The organism is Nonomuraea mangrovi (assembly GCF_042681425.1).
Taxonomy (GTDB): domain Bacteria; phylum Actinomycetota; class Actinomycetes; order Streptosporangiales; family Streptosporangiaceae; genus Nonomuraea; species Nonomuraea mangrovi.
Window position 1 is genome coordinate 520,609 of the sequence record NZ_JBHUFV010000003.1, and the last position, 25,706, is coordinate 546,314.

Annotated in this window: 20 protein-coding genes; 10 read left to right on the plus strand and 10 right to left on the minus strand. The window is 72.3% G+C overall.

Annotation, left to right across the window (positions count from 1 at the left end; all coding sequences use genetic code 11):
- Window positions 1-35: 35 nt before the first annotated feature.
- Entirely contained in the window at window positions 36-2,339 is a 2,304-nt protein-coding gene (locus ACFSKW_RS02650) for a HelD family protein (protein WP_379568688.1), read from the minus strand.
- Between the two features lie 112 nt (window positions 2,340-2,451).
- Here ACFSKW_RS02650 and ACFSKW_RS02655 point away from each other — a divergent pair, with 112 nt between their 5' ends.
- From ACFSKW_RS02655 to ACFSKW_RS02685, 7 genes are all read left to right on the plus strand, one after another.
- Entirely contained in the window at window positions 2,452-3,651 is a 1,200-nt protein-coding gene (locus ACFSKW_RS02655; RefSeq protein ID WP_379568690.1) for an ROK family transcriptional regulator, read from the plus strand.
- A 19-nt stretch (window positions 3,652-3,670) separates the two neighbouring features.
- Window positions 3,671-5,014, plus strand: a complete 1,344-nt coding sequence (locus ACFSKW_RS02660) for an extracellular solute-binding protein (RefSeq protein WP_379568692.1) — start codon at window positions 3,671-3,673, stop codon at window positions 5,012-5,014.
- Window positions 5,011-5,931, plus strand: coding sequence for a carbohydrate ABC transporter permease (locus tag ACFSKW_RS02665; RefSeq protein ID WP_379568694.1), 921 nt, complete (start codon window positions 5,011-5,013; stop codon window positions 5,929-5,931). The genes ACFSKW_RS02660 and ACFSKW_RS02665 overlap by 4 nt, the downstream gene beginning before the upstream one ends.
- Complete coding sequence (locus ACFSKW_RS02670; protein WP_379568696.1) at window positions 5,928-6,815, plus strand: carbohydrate ABC transporter permease; 888 nt, start codon at window positions 5,928-5,930, stop codon at window positions 6,813-6,815. The genes ACFSKW_RS02665 and ACFSKW_RS02670 overlap by 4 nt, the downstream gene beginning before the upstream one ends.
- Window positions 6,812-8,071, plus strand: coding sequence for a 6-phospho-beta-glucosidase (locus ACFSKW_RS02675; RefSeq protein WP_379568698.1), 1,260 nt, complete (start codon window positions 6,812-6,814; stop codon window positions 8,069-8,071). The genes ACFSKW_RS02670 and ACFSKW_RS02675 overlap by 4 nt, the downstream gene beginning before the upstream one ends.
- Complete coding sequence (locus ACFSKW_RS02680) at window positions 8,068-9,060, plus strand: N-acetylglucosamine kinase (protein WP_379568700.1); 993 nt, start codon at window positions 8,068-8,070, stop codon at window positions 9,058-9,060. Before ACFSKW_RS02675 ends, ACFSKW_RS02680 begins: the two co-directional genes overlap by 4 nt.
- Before the next feature lie 64 nt (window positions 9,061-9,124).
- Window positions 9,125-9,949, plus strand: a complete 825-nt coding sequence (locus ACFSKW_RS02685) for a PIG-L deacetylase family protein (RefSeq protein ID WP_379568701.1) — start codon at window positions 9,125-9,127, stop codon at window positions 9,947-9,949.
- Between the two features lie 15 nt (window positions 9,950-9,964).
- Here ACFSKW_RS02685 and ACFSKW_RS02690 read toward each other — a convergent pair whose 3' ends face one another.
- The 6 genes from ACFSKW_RS02690 to ACFSKW_RS02715 form a co-directional block, all read right to left on the minus strand.
- Entirely contained in the window at window positions 9,965-10,414 is a 450-nt protein-coding gene (locus ACFSKW_RS02690; RefSeq protein WP_379568703.1) for an Lrp/AsnC family transcriptional regulator, read from the minus strand.
- A 24-nt stretch (window positions 10,415-10,438) separates the two neighbouring features.
- On the minus strand, window positions 10,439-11,029 hold the full coding sequence (locus tag ACFSKW_RS02695) for a GTP-binding protein (RefSeq protein ID WP_379568705.1): 591 nt from the start codon (window positions 11,027-11,029) through the stop codon (window positions 10,439-10,441).
- On the minus strand, window positions 11,010-11,369 hold the full coding sequence (locus ACFSKW_RS02700) for a DUF742 domain-containing protein (protein ID WP_379568707.1): 360 nt from the start codon (window positions 11,367-11,369) through the stop codon (window positions 11,010-11,012). Before ACFSKW_RS02700 ends, ACFSKW_RS02695 begins: the two co-directional genes overlap by 20 nt.
- Window positions 11,366-11,773 carry a roadblock/LC7 domain-containing protein gene (locus ACFSKW_RS02705; protein WP_379568709.1) on the minus strand — a complete coding sequence of 136 codons (408 nt, stop codon included), beginning with the start codon at window positions 11,771-11,773 and terminating at the stop codon, window positions 11,366-11,368. Before ACFSKW_RS02705 ends, ACFSKW_RS02700 begins: the two co-directional genes overlap by 4 nt.
- Window positions 11,770-14,913 carry a sensor histidine kinase gene (locus tag ACFSKW_RS02710; protein WP_379568711.1) on the minus strand — a complete coding sequence of 1,048 codons (3,144 nt, stop codon included), beginning with the start codon at window positions 14,911-14,913 and terminating at the stop codon, window positions 11,770-11,772. Before ACFSKW_RS02710 ends, ACFSKW_RS02705 begins: the two co-directional genes overlap by 4 nt.
- 176 nt (window positions 14,914-15,089) lie before the next feature.
- Complete coding sequence (locus tag ACFSKW_RS02715; protein ID WP_379568713.1) at window positions 15,090-16,802, minus strand: prenyltransferase/squalene oxidase repeat-containing protein; 1,713 nt, start codon at window positions 16,800-16,802, stop codon at window positions 15,090-15,092.
- Window positions 16,803-17,474: 672 nt separating this feature from the next.
- Between ACFSKW_RS02715 and ACFSKW_RS02720 the strand changes: the two genes are divergently transcribed.
- Window positions 17,475-18,494, plus strand: a complete 1,020-nt coding sequence (locus ACFSKW_RS02720) for a polyprenyl synthetase family protein (protein ID WP_379568715.1) — start codon at window positions 17,475-17,477, stop codon at window positions 18,492-18,494.
- A 273-nt stretch (window positions 18,495-18,767) separates the two neighbouring features.
- Here ACFSKW_RS02720 and recQ read toward each other — a convergent pair whose 3' ends face one another.
- From recQ to ACFSKW_RS02735, 3 genes are all read right to left on the minus strand, one after another.
- Complete coding sequence (recQ, locus tag ACFSKW_RS02725; protein ID WP_379568716.1) at window positions 18,768-20,600, minus strand: DNA helicase RecQ; 1,833 nt, start codon at window positions 20,598-20,600, stop codon at window positions 18,768-18,770.
- Between the two features lie 175 nt (window positions 20,601-20,775).
- Window positions 20,776-21,096, minus strand: coding sequence for an NUDIX hydrolase (locus ACFSKW_RS02730; protein WP_379568718.1), 321 nt, complete (start codon window positions 21,094-21,096; stop codon window positions 20,776-20,778).
- On the minus strand, window positions 21,093-22,271 hold the full coding sequence (locus ACFSKW_RS02735) for an ROK family transcriptional regulator (protein ID WP_379568720.1): 1,179 nt from the start codon (window positions 22,269-22,271) through the stop codon (window positions 21,093-21,095). The genes ACFSKW_RS02730 and ACFSKW_RS02735 overlap by 4 nt, the downstream gene beginning before the upstream one ends.
- Window positions 22,272-22,326: 55 nt before the next feature.
- Between ACFSKW_RS02735 and ACFSKW_RS02740 the strand changes: the two genes are divergently transcribed.
- Entirely contained in the window at window positions 22,327-24,552 is a 2,226-nt protein-coding gene (locus ACFSKW_RS02740; RefSeq protein ID WP_379568722.1) for an HAD-IA family hydrolase, read from the plus strand.
- Window positions 24,549-25,703, plus strand: coding sequence for an MFS transporter (locus ACFSKW_RS02745; RefSeq protein WP_379568724.1), 1,155 nt, complete (start codon window positions 24,549-24,551; stop codon window positions 25,701-25,703). Before ACFSKW_RS02740 ends, ACFSKW_RS02745 begins: the two co-directional genes overlap by 4 nt.
- Window positions 25,704-25,706: the final 3 nt, after the last annotated feature.

Genomic DNA, 25,706 nt, shown 5'->3' on the forward strand with positions numbered 1-25,706 from the left:
GCTAGGACATGCTCGGCGAGCTCAGTCTAATGCGCTCATCTCCCCGCGAGTCCGCGAAGCGATTCGGGCAGCGACCCGTCGTGGACGACGCCGAGCCGCTGGGTGGCGCGGGTGAGCGCCACGTAGAGGTCGCTGGCACCGCGCGGCGACTGGCCGAGGATCTGGTCGGGCTCGGTGACGATCACCGAGTCGAACTCCAGGCCCTTGGCCTCGGTGACGCCGAGCACAGCCACGGAGGCGTCGAGCACTCCCCTGCCGGTGACGCCGCCGGCCAGCTCGGCGACCTTCTCCAGCAGCGCGTCGGGGGCGAGCACGGCGACCCTGCCGCCGTCCTCCGTCTCTCTGCGCACCAGTTCGGGCAGCGCGGCCAGCGGCGCCGCCCACGGCCTGGCGCCGCTCTCGCGCACCGACATGGGGGCGCGCAGGACTGGGTCGATGGTGGCCAGCACCCGCGAGGCGATCTCCATCAGCTCGACCGGGGTCCGGTAGTTGATGGTGAGCGTCTCCTCGCGCCAGCGCCCGGCGACGTAGGGGTCGAGCACCTGGCCCCACGAGCGGGCGCCCGCGCTCGACCCGTTCTGGGCGATGTCGCCGACGATGGTCATCGACCTGGTGGGGCAGCGCCGCATGACCGCGCGCCAGGCCATCGGCGACAGCTCCTGCGCCTCGTCCACGATCACGTGGCCGAAGGCCCAGCTGCGGTCGGCGGCCGCCCGCTCGGCCGTCGTCAGGTACGGCTGGTCGCCGCGCTGACGCTCGGCCAGCCGCTCGGCGTCCATGACGTCGGACAGCCCGGTCAGTTCCAGCACCTCGCGCGCGTAGGCGAGCTCGGACTCCTTCTCCCGCTCCTGCGCGGCGCGGGCGGCGGCCAGCTCTTCCTCGGCCTGCATGGCGGTGGCGCGCAGGACCTGCTCGTCGATGTCGCCGAGCAGCTCTGCGGCCTCGTCGAGCAGAGGGACGTCCGATTCGGTCCACTCGGCGGACGAGCGGCGCAGCAGGGCGCGCTCCTCGCGGCTGAGGTTGCCCGCGGCGTAGTCGAGGCGTTCGGCCGAGCCGTACAGGCCGAGCAGCAGCCGCTGCGGCGTCAGGTAGGGCCACAGCTTGTTGAGCGCACTCTTGACCACGGGCTCGGTGCGCAGGTCCTCGCGCAGGTCGGCCAGCTCGTCGTCGTCGATGAGGCCCTTGCCGAGCTTCCTGGCCAGCTGCCTGGCGAGCGCGTTGAGCACCGAGCGCACGAACACCGCGCGGGCCTGGTTGTGGCTGCGCCGCGACCGGATGGCCTTGTTCCTGGCGTTCTCCATGGTCCGCTGGTCCAGGGTGAGCGTCTGGCGGCCGAGGGCGAGCTCGATCGGCTGGCGCGGCACCCGCTGCCTGTCGCGCACGGCGCGCGCGATCACCTCGGCCATGCGCGCGTCGCCCTTGACGGCGGCGACCTCGGGCCGGTCCCTCGTGGTGGCGCTGACGCCGGGGAACAGCTCGCCGACCGTCGACAGCAGCACGTCGGTCTCGCCGAGCGAGGGCAGCACCTGCTCGATGTAGCGCAGGAATGTGAGGCCGGGACCCAGAATGAGCACGCCGCGGCGTTCGAGCCGCTCGCGGTGGGTGTAGAGGAGGTAGGCGGCCCGGTGCAGCGCCACGACCGTCTTGCCGGTGCCCGGCCCGCCCTGCACGACCAGCACCCCGTTGAGGTCGGCGCGGATGACGCGGTCCTGCTCCGACTGGATCGTCGCCACGATGTCGCGCATCCTGCCGGTGCGCTTCTCGTCGAGCGCGGCCAGCAGCGCGGCCTCGCCGTTCAGCGTGGCCCTGTCGTCGTCGGTGAGGCCGTCGAGGTCGAGCAGGTCGTCGTCGACGCCGATCACCGTGCGGCCGCGGGTCTGCAGGTGGCGGCGGCGGGTCACGCCCATCGGGGAGGTCGGGGTCGCGCGGTAGAAGGGCTGGGCGACGGGGGCGCGCCAGTCGATCAGGAGCCGCTCCTGCTCGTCGTCGCTCAGGCCGAGCTTTCCGATGTAAAGCCGGCCCTCCTCGACGTGGTCGAGCCGCCCGAAGGCCAGGCCGCGCTCGACCGCCCACAGCCTGGCCAGCCTGGCGGCGTACATCCCCGCGAAGGAGTCGCGTTCGGACCGGTTCTGCTGCGTGCCGACCGCCCCCGTGGCCAGCACGTCCTTGAGCTGCTGTTGTGTGCGCTCGCGGAGGACGTCCAGGCGCCCGTACAGCCGGGAGACGTAGTCCTGCTCTCTGGCCAGCTCGGTTTGACGAGTCACCGCCGAACCGTTAGTGTTGGTAGTAATGGGACGCTCCGGGCCTTTCTGACTGTTGTGGCAACAAATCGCTACCATATCAGGTCCGTTGAGCCGCTGACATCACGTCTTCATCTCACCGCTTGACTCTATGGGTTCTTCACGTCCATTGTGAGTTAGGAAAGTTTCCTAACTCTAATGGGAGCGACGAGTGAGCGGTCCGGTTCCTGGAACACCCAGCCTGCTGCGTGCGATCAACGATCGCGCCGCCCTGCAGGCGTTGCTGGACCGAGGGCCGCTGACCAGGCCCGAGATCGGCACGCTGACCGGGCTGTCCAAGCCGACCGCCTCGCAGCTGCTGTCCAGGCTGCAGGAGGCCGGCCTCGTCGTGCTCGACGGCATCAGGGAGGGGCTGCCCGGCCGTACGGCGGAGCTCTACCGGATCAACCCGGCGGCCGCGTACGTGGCCGCGCTCGACGTCGCCCCCGACCGCATCGAGGCGCGCGTCGCCGACATCACCGGCGAGATCGTCGGCTCGCATGTCCTGCCCACCTCCCGCCGCCCCACCGACGGGCTCATCGACAGGCTGCGCGCCGCGCTCGACGGCGCGGGCTCGCCGGGGCCGCTGCGAAGGATCGTGATCGGCGTGCAGGCCGCGATCGACCCTTCCACCGGCCGTCTCGGCTACGCCACCGCCAAGGACATGCCGGGCTGGCAGATCCCCAACCTGGTGCCGACGCTCAGCTCCGGGCTCGGCGTGCCGGTCGACGTGGAGAACAACGTCAACCTCGTCGCCGTCGCCGAGCAGGCCCACGGCGCCGCCCGCGACCACCAGGACTTCGTGCTGCTGTGGGCCGACGAGGGCATCGGCTCCGCCGTCGTGCTCGGCGGCCGCATGCACCGCGGCGCGACGGGCGGCGCGGGCGAGGTCGGCTACATGCCCACCCCGGGCGCGCCGACCGCACGCGAGGCGGGACACTACGCCAACCACGGCTACCAGGCGCTCACCGGCGGCCCTGCCGTGCTCAAACTGCTGCGCTCGTACGGCGTGCGCGGCACCGACTTCCGCCAGGCCGTCTCCGCCGCCGTCCGCACGGCCGCCGGCACCGGCAAGAAGGCCGACGACGCCCGCGCGGGACTGCGCGACATCGCCGCCCGCCTCGCCGTGGGCCTGGCCGCCATCACCTCCGTGCTCGACCCCGGGCTCATCGTCCTGACCGGCGGCATCGTGCTGGCCGGCGGAGAGACGCTGCGCGAGCTCATCGAGCACGAGCTGCACGCGCTCACCATCCCGCGCCCGCACGTGCGCCTTTCGACCGTCGAGGGCAACCCGGTGCTGGCCGGCGCCCTCGACCTCGCCCTCGACACCACGCGTGAAGAGGTCTTCAGCTCCACCGTTCCAACCGCTTAGAACCAGGGAGGCACCCCCCGTGCGTTTTGTCCCTATCGCGGCCGCAGGACTCACCGCTCTTGCGCTGACCGCGTGTACGGCGGGCAAGGAGGCGCCGCCCTCACTCGGCGCCCAGCCCAAGCCCTCGGGCTCGGCCTCGCAGGCCCTGCCCGCGGCCACCGTCGAGCTCTGGCACGGCTTCCAGACAGACGCCGAGGTCAAGGCCTTCGACGAGGCGATCGCGGGCTTCAACAAGAAGTTCCCGCAGATCACCGTGAAGGTCACCAAGGCAGTCCAGGACGACCAGATCACCCAGGCCATCCGCAGCGGCAAGGCACCCGACGTGGCCGCCTCGTTCACCACCGACAACGTGGCCCTGTGGTGCAAGACGGGAGCGTTCCAGGACCTCACGGCGGTCATCAAGCAGGACGGCATCGACCTGACCGTGCTGCCCGAGGCCTCACGCTCCTACACCGAGTTCGGCGGCAAGCGCTGCACCATGCCGCTGCTGGCCGACGCGTACGGCCTCTACTACAACAAGGCCCTGATGAAGGGCAACGAGCCGCCCAAGACACTGTCGGAGCTGACCAAGCTCACCAAGGAGCTGACGGTCAGGGACCCCGACGGCACGATCAAGGTGGCCGGCTTCATCCCGAGCTTCCAGTACTACGAGAACTCGCCCTCCCACCTCGGCCCGATGGTCGGCGCCAAGTGGTACAACGAGGACGGCACCTCGGCCATCGGCACCGACCCCGCCTGGAAGCAGCTGCTGACGTGGCAGAAGGAACTGGTCGACTGGTACGGCTACGCCAACCTGGAGAAGTTCCGCCGCAGCCTGGGTGACGAATGGGGGGCCGCGCACCCGTTCTTCAAGGGCAAGGTCGCGATGATCCTCGACGGCGAGTGGCGCAACGCCATGATCGCCAACGACTCCAAGGCCAAGTCCCTCGACTACGGCACCGCCCCGCTGCCCGTCGCCGACGACAAGCCCGACCTGTACGGCAGCGGCTTCACCGCGGGCACCGTGATCGGCGTGCCGAAGGGCGCCAAGAACCCGCAGCACGCGTGGGAGCTGATCAAGCACCTCACCACCGACACCGACAGCCTCGTGACGCTGTCCAACGCGCTGCGCAACGTGCCCACCACCAAGGCCGCGATGGAGTCGCCGCAGCTGGCGGCCGACGCCAACTTCAAGACCTTCCTGAACATCTTCGCCCACCCGAAGACCAGCACGCTGCCCGCGTCGGTCAACAGCGTCTTCAACCAGGACGCCTTCTCCACCTTCCTCACCAACTGGGAGAAGGGCGCCGTCAAGGACCTGGACGCGGGGCTCAAGGGCGTCGACAAGCGCATCGACGACAAGCTGAAGCTGTCGGGCGGATGACAGCCGGCCCGAAGCGGCGGGAGGGCCTGCGGGCCCTCCTGTGGCTCTCCCCCTGGATCGCGGGATTCTCGATCTTCTTCGTCTACCCGCTGATCTCCGTCGCCTACTTCTCCTTCACCAGGTACGACCTGTTCACACTGGAATGGGTGGGACTGGACAACTGGCGGTACCTGCTGCAGGACGAGCGGGTGTGGATCTCGGCGAAGAACACGCTGTGGCTCGTGGTCTTCATGGTGCCCGCCCAGGTGATCTTCGCGCTGGCCGTCGCCCAGCTGCTCACCAAGGTGAAGGCAGGGGCGGGCTTCTTCCGCACCGTCTTCTACCTGCCGACGCTTGTGCCGATGGTGGCGGGCACGGTGGCCTTCGTGTTCCTGCTGAACCCGGTCGGCCCGGTCAACGAGATCCTGTCGTGGATCGGCGTCGGCGGACCCGACTGGTTCGGCGACGCGTCGTGGTCGAAGCCGAGCCTCACCCTGCTGGGCCTCTGGGGCTGCGGCAACACCATGGTGATCTTCCTGGCCGCGCTCCTGGACGTGCCCAAGCACCTGTACGAGGCGGCGTCGATCGACGGGGCGGGCGCGTGGCGGCAGTTCCGCAGCATCACGCTGCCGACGATCTCGCCCGTGCTGATGTTCTCGGCCGTCACCGGCGTCATCTACGCCCTGCAGTACTTCACGCAGGCGATGATCGCCTCCAGGGTGGCCTCGGGCGCGACCGACTCGGCGGGCAGCACCTTCACACCCGGCTATCCCGACCAGTCGTTGCTGACGCTGCCGCAGTGGCTGTTCCACGTGGGCTTCCGCGACTTCAGCATGGGCTACGCCTCGGTGCTCGCGCTGGTGCTGTTCGGCACGTCCATGATCTTCACGCTGATCCTGCTGCGTCAGTTCCGCAAGGCCGAGGAGGTCCTTTCGTGAGCACCACGCTGACCGCTCCGCGGCCCACCAGGGCGACACCGCAGGCGCGGGTGGGCGCCAGGCGGCGCAGGACGCTGTCGTGGATCGCCACCCACGCGATCGCGGTGGCGCTGGCGGCGATGTTCCTCGGGCCTCTCGTGCTGGTGAGCCTGACCGCGCTGATGAGCGACGAGCAGGCGCTGACCGGCAACCTGTGGCCCGAGTCGTTCGCCTGGTCCAACTTCGCCGACGTCTTCGCCAAGTCGCACCTGCTGGGCTGGACGTTGAACACGCTGCTGTACGCGGGGCTCGGGACGCTGTTCATGCTGCTGTCCTCGGTGCCCGTCGCCTACGCGCTGGCCAGGTTCCGCTTCCGCGGACGCGGGCTCGCCTTCCTGCTGGTGATCACCGCGATGATGCTGCCGCCGCAGGTCATCGCGGTGCCGATCTACCTGGTGTGGGCCAGGGTCGGCCTCACCGACACGCTGTGGCCGCTCATCCTGCCGATGCTGCTCGGCGACGCCTTCTCCATCTTCCTGTTGCGGCAGTTCCTCATCACGATCCCTCGTGACTACACCGACGCGGCCAGGGTCGACGGCTGCTCGGACCTCAGGACCCTGGTCAGGGTGATCCTGCCCATGGCCAGGCCCGCGATCGCCGCGGTGGCGCTGTTCCAGTTCTTCTACTGCTGGAACGACTACTACGGCCCGCTGCTCTACACCGGTATCAACCAGGACAACTGGACGCTGTCCCTGGGCCTGGCGACGTTCAAGGCCTTCCACAGCGTGCAGTGGAACCTGACCATGGCGGCCACGCTCCTGGTGACCGCGCCGGTGATCATCGTGTTCTTCTTCGCCCAGAGAGTCTTCATCGAGGGCGTGACTTTGACAGGAGTGAAGGGTTGAAACTCGCCGTTGTCGGGGGCGGCTCGACGTACACGCCGGAGCTGATCGACGGGTTCGCGCGGCTGCGCGACGAACTGCCGCTCACCGAGATCGCGCTCGTCGACCCGCACGCCTCCCGCCTGGAGCTGGTGGCGGGGGTGTCACGCAGGATGCTGGCCCGCGCGGGGCATCCGGCCGAGGTGGTCGCCACCTCCTCCGTGGAGGAGGGAGTGGCCGGCGCGCAGGCGGTGCTGTTCCAGTTGAGAGTGGGCGGGCAGGCGGCGCGCGAGGTCGACGAGACCCTGCCGCTGCGGTGCGGGTGCGTCGGGCAGGAGACGACCGGCGCCGGCGGTCTGGCCAAGGCGCTGCGGACCGTTCCCGTCGTGCTCGAGCTGGCCGAGCGGGTGCGCGAGCACGCGCCGGAGGCGTGGATCGTCGACTTCACCAACCCCGTCGGCATCGTGACGCGCGCCCTGCTCGACGCGGGGCACCGCGCGATCGGGCTGTGCAACGTCGCGATCGGCTTCCAGCGGCGCTTCGCCGCGCACCTGGGACTCGCCCCGGCGCAGGTGTCGCTCGGCCATGTCGGGCTCAACCACCTGACGTGGGAGCGCTCCGTCCTCGTCGACGGCGTGGACGTGCTGCCGAAGCTGATCGCCGAGCACGGGCAGGAACTCGCCGACGACATCGGGCTGCCGGTGGAGCTGGTGCGCAGGCTGGGCGTGGTCCCCTCCTACTACCTGCGCTACTTCTACGCCCACGACCTCGTGGTCGAGGAGCAGCGCGCCAAGCCCTCGCGGGCCGCCGAGGTGGCGGCGATGGAGGCCGAGCTGCTCGGGCTGTACGCCGACCCCACCGTTGACACCAAGCCCGAGCTGCTGGAACGGCGGGGCGGCGCGTTCTACTCCGAGGCGGCCGTGGCGCTCATCGCCTCGCTGCTCGGCGACCGGCGCGACGCCCAGGTGGTCAACGTGCGCAACGCGGGGACGCTGCCGTTCCTGCCCGACGAGGCGGTCATCGAGGTGCCCGCCACGATCGGGGCCGCGGGGGCCGTTCCGCTGCCGATGCCGGCGGTGGAGCCGCTGTACGCGGGGCTGATCGCCAACGTGTCGGCTTACGAGAGCCTGGCCCTGGACGCCGCGCTGCGCGGCGGAGAGGAACGGGTGCGCAACGCGCTGCTGGCCCACCCGCTGATCGGCCAGGAGGCCGTCGCGGGCGAGCTGACCCGCCTACTGCTCGAGGCCAACAGGGCGCACCTGCCGTGGGTGGTGTCGTGAGGACCGTCCTCGCGGTCGACGGCGGCAACAGCAAGACCGACGTGGCGCTGGTGGCCGAGGACGGCACGGTCCTCGCCACCGGCCGCGGCGGGGCGTTCATGCCGCAGAGCGCCGGCGTGAGTGCGGCCGCCGACGTCGTCGAGGAGGCCGTACGGCAGGCGCTCGGCCCGCTGACAAGGGCCCTCGGCACGTCGGAGGCTCCGCCGTACGCCGACCTGCTGGCCGCCTACCTGGCGGGGGCCGACCTGCCCGCGGAGGAGGAGACGCTGAGCGACGAGTTCGCCGCGCGCTCCTTCGCCGGGGAGGTCGTCGTGGGCAATGACACCTTCGCGCTGCTGCGCGCGGGAGCGTCGGGGCCGTGGGGTGTGGCGGTGGTCTGCGGGGCGGGCATCAACGCGGTCGGGGTCTCCCCCACCGGCCAGGTGGCCCGCTTCCCCGCGCTCGGCAAGATCAGCGGCGACTGGGGCGGCGGTCTCGGCATGGCCGAGGAGGCGCTGTGGCACGCCGTCAGGGCCGAGGACGGCAGGGGCGCGCACACCGAGCTGGCCGCGCTCGTCAAGGAGCACTACGGTGCCTCCACCGTCGAGGAGGTCGTCCTCGGCCTGCACTTCGGCGATGTGGACGAGAGCAGCCTGCACGGGCTGACCCCCGGGCTCTTCAGGGTCGCCGCCGCAGGCGACGCGATCGCCCGATCGCTGGTCGAGCGGATGGCCGAGGAGATCGTGGTGATGGCCGAGGTGTGCCTGCGCCGCCTGGAACTGCTGGAGACGCCGACGGAGGTGGTGCTCGGCGGCGGCGTGCTGCGCGCGCGCCACCCGATGCTGAGCGAGTTGCTCGACGAGCGGTTCGCGGTGCGGGCGCCGCAGGCCAAGCCGGTGGTGGCCGACGTGCCGCCGATCGTCGGCGCCGCCCTGAGCGGACTGGACAGGATCGGGGCGAGCGAGGAGGCCAAGACCCGCCTGCGCGCCCACTTCGGCGACACCCTCTGACCGGCTGCTAGCCTTCCGGGCTAACCGTCTGGAAAGTATCCAGACGGTTAGCGGCGGAGGACGAATGTTGCGCACCCTGGTCATCGGAGCCCACCCCGACGAGCCGGAGATCTACGCGGGAGGGACCGCCGCGTTGCTGGCGCGGGCGGGCCACGCGGTGAAGTTCCTGACGCTCACCAACGGCGACGCGGGACACCACCGGATGGACAGGGCTCCGCTGGCGGTCAGGAGGGCCGAGGAGGCGTGGCGGGCCGCCGACGCGCTCGGCGTGATCGACTACGACATCCTCGACACGCACGACGGCGAGCTGGAGCCTTCGGTGGCGATGCGGTCCCAGGTGATCACCGCGATCCGCGGCTGGCGCGCCGACGTGGTGATCGCCCTGCACGGGCACGGCCCGGGGCATCCCGACAACCGCGCGGCCGGCCGCCTGGCGGCCGACGCGGTCTCCTTCGTCACCAACCGCAACGTGACCGCGGGCAAACCGCCGCTCCCCCGCCAGCCCGTCTGCCTGATCATGACCGACTACGCCTCGACGTCCTTCCACCGGCACGAGGTCGCCGTCGACGTGGACGACGTGCTGGAGGCCAAGCTGGACGGCTGCCTGGCGCACGCCTCACAGTTCCTGGAGTACGCGCCATGGCAGCGCGGCTTCCTCGACCGGGCGCCCGCGGCGGGCGACGTCGAGGCGGGGCGGGCGTTCGTGGCCGAGCACTGGGCGCGCTTCCTGGCCGTGCCCGAGGGCGCGCGGCCCGCGCTGGAGGCCCGCTACGGCGCCCGGCACGCCTCCGGGGTCAGGCACGCCGAGACCTTCGAACGGGCCCCGTACGGCCGGCAGGTGACCGAGGAGGAGCTGCGGGAGCTGCTGCCGATCTTCGGCGAGGGATGACAGGGGGCGGGGCCGTCAGGCCTCGCCCAGTTCGGGCGGCCGGTGCTCGTACGGCGTGCTCAGCACCACCGTCGTGCGCGTGGAGACGTTCGCCGAGGCACGGATGTGCTGCAACAGCTCCTCCAGCGCGATCGGGGAGGCGACGCGCACCTTGAGGATGTAGCTCTCGTCGCCCGCCACGCTGTGGCATGCCTCGATCGCGCTCAGATGGGCCAGGCGCTCGGGCGCGTCGTCCGGCGCCGAGGGGTCGATCGGCTTGATCGACACGAACGCGGTCAGCGGCAGCCCGATGGCGTCATGGTCGACCAGCGCGGTGTAGCCGCGCACGACGCCGCGCTTCTCCAGGCGGCGGACCCGCTGGTGCACCGCCGACACGGACAGCCCTGTCTCCCTGGCCAGGTCGGTGAAGCTCATCCGGCCGTCCCTGGCCAGCAGCGTGACGATCCGGCGGTCGATCTCCTCCATCCGATCAAAGGTAGCGGGCGATGGTCACGAGGTGGTCCCGACGGGGGCGCGCACCTTCATCGCATGCTCGACCAGCGTGATCAGCACCTCGCGGCTGGAGTCGCGCTTGCGGGCGTCGCACAGCACGATCGGGATCGACGGATCGAGCCCGAGCGCCAGCCTCACCTCGCTCAGCTGGTAGACCGGCGAGCCCTCGAAGCAGTTGACCGCGACCACGAACGGCGTGCCCCGCCGCTCGAAGTAGTCGACGGAGGGGAAGCAGTCGGCCAGCCTGCGCGTGTCGGCCAGGATGACCGCGCCCAGCGCCCCCAGCGCCAGCTCGTCCCACACGAACCAGAACCGCTCCTGCCCCGGCGTGCCGAACAGGTAGAGCATGTAGTCGTCGCCCATGGTGATGCGGCCGAAGTCCATGGCGACCGTCGTGGTGCGCTTGGCCTCCACGCCGAAGGTGTCGTCGACGCCCGTCGAGCGGTCGGTCATCGTCTCCTCGGTGCGCAGCGGCCTGGTCTCCGACACCGAGCCGACCATGGTCGTCTTGCCCGCGCCGAACCCGCCGGCGATCAGGATCTTGATGGCGGTCGGCAGCCGCCGCCGCTCAGAGCGACCGAAGACCATCGAGCACCGCCCTGTACATCTTCTCGTCTTGCATGTCCACCTCGGGTTGAGGATCTTGCACTGTGACGAACCCCTGCTCCAGCAGGTCGCCCAGCAGGACACGGATCGTGCCCGCGGGAAGGTCGAGAGTGGCGGCCAGCTCCGCCACGGAGATCGGCTCACGGCAGAGCCTGACGATCGACAGGTGTTCGGGATCCAGCCCCGACTCCGGCTCAGGCGGCTCGCCCACGGCGACGGCCAGCGAGATCAGGTCGAAGGAGCCCCTCACGGGCTCGGTACGGCCACGCGTCACCACGTACGGTCTGACGATCTCGGGATCGACCCACTCCTCCTCCGTCACAGGGCCGCCTCTCCACGCGCGGGCGACGTGAGGTACTGGCCGACCCTGGCCACGAGCATGGCCATCTCGTAGGCGATCAGGCCGATGTCGGAGTCCTGCAGGCAGAGCACCGCCAGGCACGCCCCCTCGCCTGCGACGGTGACGATGAGGTAGCGGGATCGCCACTCCACGATCGTCTGCCGTACGGCTCCGCCGCCGACGTGCTCGCTGGCGCCTCTGGCCAGACTCTGCAACCCTGACGCCACGGCCGACAGATGCTCCCCCTCCGTCCTGTCGAGGTCCCTCGACGAGGCCATCAGCAGCCCGTCGGAGGAGAGCACGATGGCGTGCTCCACCTCCCTCACGCGGCCCGCCAGGTCATCGAGAAGCCAGTTCAGATCGGTCGTATGGCCTGTTGCTCTCACGCCTCCCCCTCGGTCAGCTTGGCCGCCTGTGTCCTGCCCAGGCGGGTCCCCGACTGGAACGAGCCCATGATCGCGCGGATCTCCTCGGGCGAACGCTCGTCGTGTTCCTGCTCGTGCGGCGTCGTGGCCTCCTCGGTCATGAGCTCGGGTGCCAGGTGGGTCTGGGGTACGCGGAACGGCAGGCCGGACGGCGTGCACGCCGGCCGCTCCTGCTCCCCGCCGATCTCCTGTGCTGTCATGCTTTCGTGTGCCGTCCTGCTTTCGCGGGCCGCCGAACCTTCCTCCACCGCCCGGACTTCCTGCGCGGCCGAACCTTCCTCCGCCACCCGGACTTCCCGCGCGGCCGGGCCCTCCAGCGCGACCGGCCCCACCAGCGCCGCCCGGCCTCCCGACACGGCCGGGCCCTCCAGTGCGACGGGGCTCACCAGCGCCGCCGGGTCTTCCCGCACCGCCTGGGTCTTCTGCGTCAGGCGATCCTGCCCGGTGATGGGCTCCGGCGACAGAAGGGCCTCCTGCGCCTGCGCCAGATAGGCCTCCTGCGTCAGGATGGCCTCAGCCGTGAGCGGCTCGGAGATGAGCGACGCCGCTGAGAAGGACTCGGCGGAGAACGGCCCGGCCACGGGCGAGGCGGCGGCGAGCGGCAGCGCGATGAGCGACTCCGGGGTGAGCGACTCCGGGGTGAGCGACTCCGGGGTGAGCGACTCCGGGGTGAGCGACTCCGGGGTGAGCGACTCCGGGGTGAGCGACTCCGGGGTGAGCGACTCCGGGGTGAGCGACTCGGCGGAGAGCGGTTGCCCGTCCGGGTGCGCCCGCGCCGCGCCGGTGACACCGGACGCGAGCACGGTGGTGTCCAGCGGGCTCACGACCGGCGACGGCCCGTCCTCGGGCGGCTCCGGCCTCGCTGCGTTCCTCCCGAGCATGTCGGCGGGCCTATGCGTGGCCGTCATGTCGGCGGGCGTATGCGTGGCGCTCACGTCGGCGGGCGCGGGCGTGGCGGGGACGTCCCCGGGCACGTCCTCGGGGGCGTTCCTGGCGGGCCTGGCGGGCAGCGGGGGCCTGGAACCTCTCGCGACCGGCTGCCCCGTCACAGGGGCGGCACGCAGCACGGTGGCGGTGCCGCCGGGCGGGCCGTTCAGCGCCGACCTGGGTGCGGGGATCCCGAACGCGAGGCCGGTCCCGCGCGCTTGCCGCCCTTCCTCCACCTGCCCCTCGCCCACCTGCCCCTCGCCGAGCTCGGCGCGCGTGAGGTCCGCCAGCGTGGGGAACCTGGTGTCCTCCGCGAGCCTGAGGTCGTCCGGCTCGGGTTCGAGGCCGATCAGCTCGAGCGGCACCAGCGCCACGACCGTGGTCCCGCCGTACTGCGAGGGCCGCAGCCGCACCCGGATGCCGTGCCGCTCGGCCAGCTTGGCGACCACGTAGAGTCCCAGCCGCGCCGTACCGGAGAACTCCTGCGGCTCGGCGATGCGCCGGTTGGCCGCCTCCAGGTCCTCCGGCGTCATGCCGAGGCCGCGGTCCTCGATCTCGACCACGTACCCGTTGACCCCCATCTGTCCGCTGACCTGCACCATCGCGTAGGGCGGCGAGAAGGAGACGGCGTTCTCGATCAGTTCGGCCAGCAGGTGGACGACGTCGCCCACGGCCCTGCCCGCCAGCGTCGCCTCGCCCAGGGGCCGCAGCTGGACGCGGGTGTAGTCCTCGACCTCGGCAAGCGCGCCGCGCACCACGTCGAGCATGGGCACGGACCTGCGCCACGTGCGGCCCGGTGAGGAGCCCGACAGCACGATCAGGTTCTCGGCGTTGCGCCGCATGCGGGTGGCCAGGTGGTCGAGCCTGAACAGGTCGCGCAGTTCCTCCGGCTCCTGCTCCCTGCGTTCCATGACGTCGAGGACGGTCAGCTGCCTCTGCACCAGGCCCTGCGTCCTGCGGGCGAGGCTGAGCAGGATGTCGCGGATGCTGCGGCGCAGCTCCGCCTGCTCGACCGCGACCCTGATGGCGGTCTCCTGCACACTGTTGAACGCTCGGCCGACCTCGCCGATCTCGTCGTCGCCGAACGTCAACGGCGGCGCGTCAACGGCCAGGTCGACCTCCTCGCCGCGGCCGATGCGCTCGACGACGCGCGGCAGCCGCCGCTCCGACAGCTCGTGCGCGGCCTCGCGCAGTTTCTTGAGCTGGGTCAGCGCCGTCCTGGTCGTCGTGACCGACAGCACGATCGAGGTGACGACGGCGATCAGGCCGAGCCCGCCTACCAGCACGAGGCTGACGATGATGCCGACGGCGACGGGGGCGGCCCGCTCGATGAGGCCGGCGGCGGCCTTCCGCACGGTCGCGTCGAGCGCCCCGAGCACCGGCTCGACGGCGGCTCTCCACTGCTCCGCGCCGGCGGGGGCGGCGCCCTGCGTGAGTCGGTCCTCAAGGTCGTGCAGGCGGGAGTAGGCGGGGCCGGCGACGAGGTCGTCGTAGTCGCGGCGGTCGGCGTCCGTCAGTTCGACCGCCGCCCCTGCGCGGGCGAAGCGCTGGGCTCCGACGAGCTGCGCGAACCGCCCGCGCTCGGCGACGCTGAGCCCGCCCGTGGCCAGCGCGCCCGTGACGAGCGCGTCCTCCTGCGAGATGAGCTCCACGGCCCTGCTCATCTCGAGGAGGGCTCTGGCGCCCGTGGCCGTCCGCTCGTCGTCGAGGAAGGCCAGCGAGTCGTAGGCCTGGTAGATCGTGTCGATGACGCCGGTGTAGGCGGCCGCGGCGCGCTCACGGTCGAGCGCGCCGGCGTCGAGGGCGGCGCGGGACTGCCGCAACCCTTCGAGACGGGCGAACACCCGTTCCAGACGCAGGTCGAGGGTGTCGGACGCGGCGAGGGCGACACTCGACGCGCCGGCTTGCTCGATGAAGGCGGACGCGGCGGCGTCGGTCCTGGCGCGCTGGTCGCGGAGCGCCCGCGGGTCGGCGGGGCCGCCGCTTCCCAGCCGGATGAGCGACAACCGGCGTTCGCGCTGCAGTTCGGTCACCAGGGAGCCACCGGGGACGGCCACCCCGCCGTCGAGCGTGGTGGCCCGCAGCAGGTCCACGCCCTCACGGATGGTGGTCCACGCCGCGAAGGCCCAGAGGGCGGTGAGGGAGACGAGGAGGGCGGCGACCTTGGTTCGCAATCGCGAATCACGCAAGCGCATATGTACACCCGAGGGAGATATTCGCTAAGGGACAATCAGGCACCCGGCGCCCCAACACTCCGGACACCCTAGCAACGCCACATACTCCACTCAAGCCGCAACAATTTGTTAATGTCGCAATTGCCGCTTTTATTGGCATTTAGTTGCGCCATTGTTCATGATCTTACCAGGCCGGCCACTCTCCGGTCGCGCTCGGCGACGTGAAGGGCGGCGAGCACGGCCGCCCTGACCACCGCCTGCGGCGTGTAGAGATCCTTGTCGTGCCAGAGCGCCGGCTGATCGTCCAGGTCGGCGTCGCGCAGGAACACATACCCCGCGGCGGCCGCCTCAGGAAGGCGCGGATCGACTCCGGCCGAGGTCTGCAGCAGAACCTGCAGCGCGTAGGCGGTTTCCTCGGGGCTGCCCTGCCACCTCCCCCACGAGCCGTCCTCCCGCTGGGTGTCCAGCACCCACGTCACCGCCGCCAGGACCGCGTCCTTCGCCTCCGGCCCGCCGTACTCGTCGAGGGCCAGCGCGCAGGCCGCGGTCGCGTAGTACGGCGAGGCGTGCCAGCGGTCCTCCCAGCCACCGTCGGGGCGCTGCCTGTCCTGCAGCCACCGGGCCAGCCGCGCCATAGCGGGGCGGTAGCGGCCCTCGGCCTCGGGGCGGCACTCCACGTACTTCCCGAACGCGTCCAGGACGTGGGCGTTGACGCTCAGGGAATGACCGTCCTCCCCCTGCCACGTGCAGAAGTGCGTGCCCGCGTCGAAGGCGAGCAGGCTGTCCGGCTGCTGCGGTGCGCCCAGCAGCGCCAGCGCGTAGAGGGCGACCGACGTGGTGTCGGCGTCGGCGGGCAGGCCCGTGCCCGCGGGGGTTCCCGCCGGGCCGATGGCCGCCCTCAGGTCGGCGACCATCTCAGGCGGGACGTCCAGCTCGATGCCCGCCCTGGTCAGCCAGCTCAGCACCCAGCCGCGCTCGAAGACCGTGATCGGCAGCCCGACCGGCACCGGGCCCCCGTGCCTTCTGGCGACCGCCTCAAGATGCTGGACGGCCAGCACATCGCCCACCGGCCCGCGGTCACCCGAGACCCGATCGCCGGAACGGCCCGCCGCGCCGAAGCCCGCATGTCCGATGGCCGCGTACTCGACGACCGCATGCCCGGCAGCCGCGTTCCCCGCGCCCGCGTTCCCGACGTTCGAGGCGCTCGCGTTCCCATGGATGTCAGTCCCGCGGGTCCCGGCCTCCGCGGGCTGGAGACCGGCGGGTGCGGAGCGGGAGGCGGCGAGCCAGGCGGCGGTGGCGGCGGGAGAGGCGCCGATCGTGCCGATCGCGGTCGGCCGGACGTGCGCGCCTCTCGCCGCGGGTCCCACGATCTCGAGCGCGTGCAGGAGCTTCTCCGGAAGCTCGGCGCCTGAGGCCGCCCGCCCGCGCACCGCCTCAAGGAGGTCGTGGTTCATCCCGCTCGGCAGCGGCAGAGCGTCGCTCGCGCCGTCCAGGTGCTCGTTGATCAGCGAGACGAGGGACGGGACGATGAGCTCGATGGCCGGCAGGTCGGGCAGGTCGGCCGCCGCGCGCAGCCGTACCTGGAGGACCTCCACCCCGCGGTCGGCGGCGGCGGAGAGCTCGGCGCGGCCGGATCGGCGGTGCTCGGACAGCAGCGCCTCGACCGCGCTGAGCGTGGGCACCAGGTCGTAGCCGTCGGGCGCGCCCCAGGTGCCGTCAGGCCGCTGGGTGCGCAGCAGGTAGTCCACCCGTTCGGCGTGACCGGCCAGCCAGGGGGTGAGCGTGACGAGGCGGCCCGTCTCGTAGACGGAGGCGGTCATCTGTCCCCATGGCCTGGCCATGAGCCCGTCCACCAGTTCGCGGGCCGCGAAGGCAATGTCACTCACAACTCTCCCAAGATGTTCGAGGTACCGAAGAGGCCGGTGGTGAAGCCGATCTGGCGTTCGAGACAGGCCGCGGTGCGCGGGAGTCTGCCTTGAGAACCTCGATCCGCGCCGTCGCGGCACGGGCGAGCGCCGTCATCGCGGCGTTCGCCTCGTCGCGGTCCGTGCCGGGCTTGAGCGTGTTGTGGCCGCCCCAGCTGACGTTCCCGCGACAGGCGGCAGGGGCGCTGAGCGGGCGCGGGTACCGCTGTACCGCGGCACCGACGGTCACGGAAGCGCGGGGCGGTCCCCGACTCGTCGCGCAGGTCGCGCGGGCGCTCGGCGGCCGGCGCACAGGTGCTTTCCGGCTGCGCGGTCTCGGCCGGCTCGGGGGTCATCCGGTGCCCGGCATGAGCGTCAACCGCCCCAGGGGCCCGAGGCGGGGGAGGCAATGCCATAAGCTGGCACAAACCTGGAGATATCTACCGCGGAGATCCGTCCAGTGATGGTCTCGACGCTCTGTCCGGCAGCGGACGCCGCGATCACCGAGTCTTCGCGCGCCGGGCGACCGGTCGACATGTACTCCTACTTCGCAATCATGATGGTTCGCGTGGAGTATCACATGATCGCCCGGTACTGATCAAGGTTGGAGATTGATGGCGACTTATGGCGTCATGCCAGTGCATCGGAGGATCGATGGCTGACCTCGCGCTTCCTGCCGACACCCTCTCCCGGTGCCGTGAGCTGCTCGAACCAGCCATGCGCGCGGCGGTGGCCGACCTCCACCCATGGGGCGCGCGGATGGCCGCCTTCTCTCTCGGCTGGTCGGACATCGACGGCACCCCCATCGAGGGCGACGCGGGCAAGGGATTGCGCCCCGCGGTGGCGATGCTGTGCGCGCAGGCCGCGGGCGGCACGCTCGAGACGGCCCTGCCCGGCGCCGTCGCGGTAGAGCTCGTTCACGCCTTCTCGCTCGTGCACGACGACATCATCGACAGCGACGAGCGCCGCAGGCACAAGCCCGCCGTATGGAAGGCGTACGGCGTGGGTCCGGCGATCCTGGCAGGGGACGCGCTGCTGGCGTTGGCGATCAGGTCGGCGGCGACCGGCCCTCATGCCGCGGCCGCCACGGGGCACCTGTCGTCCGCGCTGGTACGGCTCGTGCACGGCCAGACGCAGGACATGGCCTTCGAGGAGCGGCCGTGGAACGGCCACGACGCGGTCAGTGTGGCCGAGTACACCGGCATGGCCGCCGACAAGACCGGCTCGCTGCTGGCCTGCGCCGCCGCGCTCGGCGTCACGCTCGCGGGCGCGTCCGAGCCGCTGGCCGCGCGGATGCACGACATGGGTCTCGAGCTGGGCCTGGCCTTCCAGATGGTGGACGACGTGCTCGGCATCTGGGGCGACCCGTCCCACACCGGCAAGCCCGTCTTCGGCGACCTGCGCCGCAGGAAGAAGACGCTGCCCGTGCTGGCCGCTCTCGCGTCGGGTTCGCCGGCCGGCCGCGAGCTGTCGGCGCTGCTGGCATGCGGCGCCGACGACGAGGACTCGGTACGGCTGGCCGCCGAGCTCATCGAGGCGGCCGGCGGCCGGACGACGACCTTGGCCATCGCCGCCAGGCACGCCTCCAGGGCGCTCGACATCCTGGACAGCACGTTCCCCGCGGCCACCGACCTGCGCACGCTGTGCGTCTCGCTCACGGACCGCACCCACTGACCGGGCCGGCCGGCCGGGGAACGCACCCGGGGGCCGGCCCGGCAGAGACGACCCACGAGGCCGGCCCGCCCGGCACCCGTGGATCGTTACCGGGCGGGCGGCCCCGCCCCTCGGCGGACCGGACCGGAGACCCACGGCTGACCCGATCGGAGATCACTCAGCCGACCGGATCCGAGGTCACCCAGCGGATCCGATCGGAGATCACTCAGCCGACCGGATCCGAGGTCACCCAGCGGATCCGGCGGAAGGCCGCACGGCTGGCCCGACCCAGGGTCACTCGGCCTCGGCCAGGGCCGCGAGGACCTGCTCGCCGTACTTGGCCAGCTTGCTCTCCCCCACCCCCGAGATCCCTGACAACTCCGCCAGCGACCCGGGCCGGCGGGCGGCGATCTCGCGCAGCGTCGCGTCGTGGAAGATGACGTAGGCGGGCACCCCCTGCTCCTTCGCCGTGGCCCCGCGCCAGGCACGCAGCAGCTCGAACAGCGGCTGCGCCTCGGCGGGCAGCTCGGCCACCGCCGCTTGGCGGGCGGACTTGGCCGGCCTGTCGGCCTTCCTGGCCACCGGGTCGTGCCGCAGCATCACCTGCCGCTCGCCGCGGAGCACGGGCGCGGCCGCGTCGGTGTGGACCAGCGTGCCGTAGTCGCCCTCGACGGCCAGCATGCCGAGCGCCAGCAACTGCCGCACCACCCCGCGCCACTGCGTCTCGCTCAGCTCGGTGCCGATGCCGAACACCGTCAGCGAGGCGTGGTCGAACTGCAGCACCTTGTCGGTCTTCTTGCCGAGCAGGATGTCGATCAGCTGACCCGCGCCGAAACGCTGGTTCCGCTCGCGCTTCAGCCGCAGCACGGTCGACAGCAGCTTCTGGGCCGCGATCGTGCCGTCCCAGGTCTCCGGCGGGGTCAGGCAGGTGTCGCAGTTGCCGCACGGCGCGCCCTCCTGCCCGAAGTAGGCCAGCAGGCGCACCCTGCGGCACTCGGCCGTCTCGCAGAGCGCGAGCATGGCGTCGAGGTGCGCGGACTGCCGCCGCCGGTGCGCGTCGTCGCCCTCGGAGGTGTCGATCATGCGGCGCTGCTGGACGACGTCCTGCAGGCCGTAGGCGAGCCACGCGGTGGCGGGCTGCCCGTCACGCCCGGCCCTGCCGGTCTCCTGGTAGTAGCCCTCCATGGACTTGGGCAGGTCGAGGTGGGCGACGAAGCGCACGTCGGGCTTGTCGATGCCCATGCCGAAGGCGATCGTCGCCACCATGATCATGCCGTCTTCCCTGAGGAAGCGGGCCTGGTGGGCGGCGCGCGTGCGGGCGTCGAGCCCCGCGTGGTACGGCAGCGCGCTGACGCCGTTCTCCTGCAGGAACGCGGCGATCTTCTCAACCGAGGCGCGCGAGAGGCAGTAGACGATGCCGGAGTCCCCGTCGTGCTCGGCGCGGATCAGCCGCAGCAGCTGCCGCTTCGGCTCGTTCTTCGGCTCGATCCTGTACTGGATGTTGGGGCGGTCGAAGCTGGCCACGAAATGGCGCGCCCGCTCCAGGCCGAGCCTGGCGGTGATCTCGTTGTGCGTCTCGGGGGTCGCGGTCGCCGTCAGCGCGATGCGCGGCACGTCGGGCCAGCGCTCGTGCAGCGTGGACAGCGCCAAATAGTCGGGCCTGAAGTCGTGGCCCCACTGCGCCACGCAGTGGGCCTCGTCGATCGCGAACAGCGAGATCGGCCCCCTGGCCAGCAGCCGCAGCGTCTGCTCGGAGCGCAGCCGCTCGGGCGCCAGGTAGAGCAGGTCGAGCTCGCCGGCCACGAACGCCTCCTCGACCGCCGCCCGCTCCCCCTGCTCCTGCGTGGAGTTGAGGAACCCGGCCCTGACGCCCGCCGTGGTCAGCGCGTCGACCTGGTCCTGCATGAGCGCGATCAGCGGGGAGACGACGACGCCCGTGCCCTGCCGTACCAGAGCGGGGATCTGGTAGCACAGCGACTTGCCGCCGCCTGTCGGCATCAGCACCAGCGCGTCGCCGCCCACGACCACGTGGTCGATGATCTCCTGCTGCCCCTCCCTGAAGGAGTCGTAGCCGAAGACGCGCCGCAGCACGTCGGTTGCCTGGGAAGCGCGCTCGGGGGAAGTCACCGGGCCACTCTAGGAGAGGTCGCCGACGAATTCGGCCGCACGGGCGAGGTGCGCGACACCTGGCGCCCCAATCAGCGGTCAGCCCATGGCGGGCGAGGCGATGACGACGGTGACGTCGGCGGGGTCGTCGCCGGTCCGGTAGCCGTGCGGCGCGTCGCCCGCGAAGGCCAGCAGGTCACCCGGCCCGAGCAGGCGGAGGTCGTCGGCCGGGCCCGCGTGGAGGCGTCCCGAGGCGACCAGGAGGTGCTCGGTCGTGCCCGGCGATCAAACGGCCCGCGAGCAGCGGGAGCACGTGGTCGCGCACCGCGGGCGCCAGGACCAGGTCGCGCTCCCCCGCCGTCGCCCATCGAAGGTCCGCCAGTTCGGCCGCGGGGCTGGGATCCCGGCTGATCCCCGCCTCGAACACGGTCATGCGCATGGGGACGCCCTCCAGCGCGGCGACTCGGATGATCGCCGCGGCCACGACGATCAGCGGTCGCATGCTTTCTGCAGTCATGTCCGCAATGTAGCCGCCCAGGCGTTCATGCCCGTTTCGGTCAGCACGTGGTCGAGAGCGGTGAGCGCCGCCCCGTGCAGCGCGCCGTCGTCCCCGAGCACGGCGGCCAGCACGCGCGGTGGATCCGCCCTGCGGAAGCGCATGAGCCCGCCGGTCAGCGCGGCCTCGAACCGCGCCTCGGCCGCCGTCCGCAGGGGCTGGGCGAGGCCGCCGAGTGTGACGACGTCGGGGTCCAGGGCGTTGATGAGTCCGGCCAGGCCGGCGGCGAAGCCGGTGGCGGCCCGCTCGACGGCCGCCGCGACGGCAGGGTCGCCCGGCGCCTTGGCGATGGCCGCCAGCGCGTAGGTCCGGGGGTCGCCGGGCGGCCGATCGCCGAGATGGCGGGCGATGGCCCTGCCGTCCACGGCCAGGTCCCAGCATCCCGTGGCCCCGCACGGGCAGCGCAGACCCGGCTCGCCCAGCGGGAGGTGACCGAACTCGCCGCCCGCCCCCGTCGCCCCGCTGACCGGTTGCCCGCCGACGACCAGGGTGCCTCCGACGCCCACCTCGATCGTCACGTGCAAGGCCGTGGCCGCACCCGCCGCCGCCCCCTCGCGGGCCTCGGCGACGCCGGCGAGCGTGGCGTCGTTGCCGATGAGCAGGGGAAGGCGCGAATCGGCGGCGATGGCGCCGAGGTCCACCGCGTCCCAGCCCAGGGTGGAGGCCTGCACGACCCTGCCGTGCTGCACGGTGGCGGTGACCGCCACGCCGACGGCCCTGACCCGCTCGCCGTACCGGTCGTGCACGCGGCGCACCGCCTCGGCGATCGTCGCGATCACGGGCTCTGGGCTGCGGCTGGCGTGGGGGCCGCCGTCGACGATCTCCGGCTTGCCGTCGAGCGCGGCGACCGCGCACCGCCAGTCCTCCTGCCGCAGGTCGACGGCCACCACGATCGGCCCGTCGGGATGCGGGCCGAGCACCGTGGTCGGCCGGCCCCGCCCCGCCACGGCGGCCGGCGTCTCGGACAGGAGGGTGAGATCCCGCAGACGCGCGGTGATCTCCGTGGCCGAGCCGCTGCTCAGCCCCAGCCGCTGCGCCACCGCCGCTCTCGTCACGCCCGGCTCGCGGCGCATCTCCTCGAGGACGGCCAGCGCCCCGCGCCAGCGAGCGTCCCCGACCCGAGAGGGACTTGCCATCCGCACCATCGCCTCCTTTATGCTCGATGGACGAGTTTATACAGAAGGAGGCCACGTGAGACGACGGCCAGACCTCGGCGGGCTCGAGGCGGTACTTCTGGACATGGACGGCACTCTCGTCGACTCCGACGCGTCCGTCGAGCGAGCCTGGTCCACCTGGGCCGGCGAGTACGGCGTGCCCGTGGACACCGTGCTCGCCGTGGCCCACGGCAGCCCGGCCGGCCGTACGGTCGCACACCTCTTACCGCGACTCGGTCCCGAGGAGGTCGCGATCGCGGCGCGACGGCAGCTCGCCCTGCAGTACGACGACCTGTCGGACGTCGCCGCCGCACCGGGCGCGCACGAGCTGCTCGCCACGCTGGACCGATGCGGCCTGCCCTGGGCGGTGGTGACGAGCGCCGACGGACGGCTGGCGAAGGCGCGCCTGGCCGCGGCGGGGATCGACCCTCCGCTCCTGCTCACGATCGACGACGTCCGGCACGGCAAGCCCGATCCCGAGGGATACCTGCGGGCCGCCGGCCTGCTGCGGGCCGATCCCGCCGCCTGTCTCGTGGTCGAGGACTCCGAGCCTGGCCTGGCGGCGGGCACGGCGGCGGGCATGCCGACGGCGGCCCTGCGCGGCCTCGACGGCGACCTGCGCCTGTTCGACCTGGGGCACCTGGCCCATCTGCTGCGCCGCGCCCGTACCAGCCCGTGGTGGCGCGACGCCGTCGGCTACCAGGTGTACCTGCCGTCCTTCGGCGACAGCACGGGTGACGGCTGGGGCGACCTGGCAGGCGCGGGCGAGCACCTGGACCATCTGGCCAGGCTCGGCGTCGACGTGGTCTGGCTGACGCCGTTCTTCCGGTCGCCGATGCGCGACCACGGCTACGACATCGCCGACTACCGCGTGGTGGACCCGTCCTTCGGCGGGGACGCCGCGCTCGACGAGCTGCTCGCGCGGGCGCATCGCAGGGGCATGCGGGTGATCGGCGACCTGGTGGTGAACCACACCAGCGACGCCCATCCCTGGTTCACGGCCGCCTCCTCCTCCAGAGCCGACCCGTACCGCGACTACTACATCTGGCGCGATCCCGCCCCCGACGGCGGCCCGCCGAACAACTGGCTGTCCCACTTCGGCGGCCCCGCCTGGACCTTCAGCGAGGCCACCGGCCAGTACTACCTGCACCTGTTCAGTCCGGAGCAGCCCGACCTCAACTGGCGCAACCCCGCGCTCGCCGCGCAGGTCGACGAGGTCATCGAGCACTGGCTGGCGCGCGGCCTCGACGGGTTCCGCATCGACACCGCCGCCTACCTGGTCAAGGACGCGGACCTGCGGGACAACCCGCTGTTGCCCGCCGACCTGCTCGTCCCCGTGGGCGGGGTGACCATGGAATGGCGCCGCCAGGACCACCGCCACGACATCCACCAGCCCGACGTGCACGCCGTGCACGAGAGGTGGCGGCGGGTGGCCGACCGCCACGACGCGTTCCTGGTCGGCGAGGTCTACGAGCTCGACCCGGGCACGCTGGCCCGCTTCGTCGACGGCGAGCGGCTGCACTCGTCGTTCTGGTTCGGGCTGGTGGAGTCCGGCTGGGATCCCGAGCGGATCGACACCATGCTCGCCGCGGCGGCGGCGGCCTCACCGCGCCTGTCGTGGGTGCAGGGCAACCACGACAGGCCAAGGGCCGCCACCCGCTACGGCGGCGGGCAGGTGGGGCGGCGCAGGTCGCTGGCGCTGCACGTCCTGATGGCGTCGCTGCCCGGCACGATGTGGATCTACCAGGGCGAGGAGCTCGGGCTGGGCGACGGGCACGTGCCGCGGGGGCACGGCGCCGATCCGCTGGCTACGGCCGAGCCCGGCCAGAGCAGGGACGCCGCCCGTACCCCGATGCCATGGCGGCCGGGACCAGGTCTGGGCTTCACCACCGGGCGGCCGTGGCTGCCTGAGGGCGGCAGGACCGACGCCGACACCGTCGCGGCGCAGGAGGCCGACCCCGCCTCCCATCTCACCACCCTGCGCAGGCTCCTGACGACGCGGCGCCGCCTGGCCGGTCCCGCGGCCGCCACAGACGAGATCGCCAGGGCCGATCTCGGCGCGGGCGTGACCGCCTACCGCCGCGGCGGGCTCTGGGCGGTGGCGAACCTGCGCGACGCGACCGCCGCGGAGGTGGAGCTGCCCGCGCCCGCCGTGTTCGACAGCGACGACCCCGCGGTCACGCCGGAGCGGCCGAGGACGGGACGGGTGCGCCTCGCCCCGCAGCAGGCGCTCCTGCTGGCGGGGCCATGGCCGGCGTCGTGAAAGGCGTCGTGAACAGCGTCCCGGACGGGGGTCGGCGCGTCGTCCGCCAGGTCGGGATCGCGCAGGCGGCGCTCGGCTACACCATCAACAGCCTCGGCGCGTGCCTCGTGCTGCTGGCGGCCGAGCTGGGCAGCCGGCCGGAGGAGCTGGCGTGGCTGTCGTCCTCGTTCGGAGTGGGACTGCTGGTCGTCGGCCTGGCGGGGCGGTGGGTGCTCGGCTCGGGCACGCGGCCCGCTCTGCTCGGCTCCGCCCTGGTCGCCGCCGTGGGGACGGTTCTGCTCGCGACCGGCGCCGCCGCGGTCACGGCGGCGGCAGGGGCGCTGCTGCTGGGGCTGGGGTCGGCCGGGTTCGTCCTGGTCACCCCCGCCCTGCTGCGCGGACCCGACGCCGCCGCTGGCCTGGCCCGCGCGAACGCGGCGGCGAGCGTGAGCGCGCTGTTCGGCCCCCTCGCCATCGGCGCGCTGACCGCCGCGGGACTCAGCGGGCGGCTTGCCCTCCTGGTGGCCGTTCCCGCCCTGCTCTTCCTTGCCGCCGACACCCGCCCCCGCCCCACCCCCGGCGAGCCTCGCCCGGCGCTCGCGCAGGACCGCTCCGCCAGGAGCGGCTCGCCGGCGGTGTGGCGGGTCGCGGGCGTGTGGGCCGCGATCGTGATCGCGGTGTCGATCGAGTTCTGCTTCACGATCTGGTCGACGGCCCGCCTGCAGGGCACAGGCATGCCCGCCGGCGCGGCCGCGGTCGCGGCGACCGCGTTCCTGATCGGGATGGCGGCCGGACGGCTGGCGGCTCCACGCCTGATCGTCCGCCGGCTGCCCGTCATCCCCGCGGGCTGCGGGCTGGCGGCGGCGGGAACGCTCGTCGTCGCCCTGTTCGACGCCCCGGTACCGGTCACCGCCGGGCTCGTGCTTGCCGGGCTCGGCGTCGCCCCGTTCTACCCCGTCACGCTCGCCCGGCTCATCCAGGTGCCCGGGCTCTCCCCCGCCCGCTCGGCGGCGTACGGCGCGCTCGCCTCTGGCACCGCCATCCTGGCCGCACCCGCGACCCTCGCCGCGCTCGGCTCCGCCCTCGACCTGCGCACCGCCTATCTCGTCACGGTGCTGCCCATGGCGCTCGTCCTGGCCGCCGCCACGCTGCCCGGCAGGGCCCGCGCATGATGT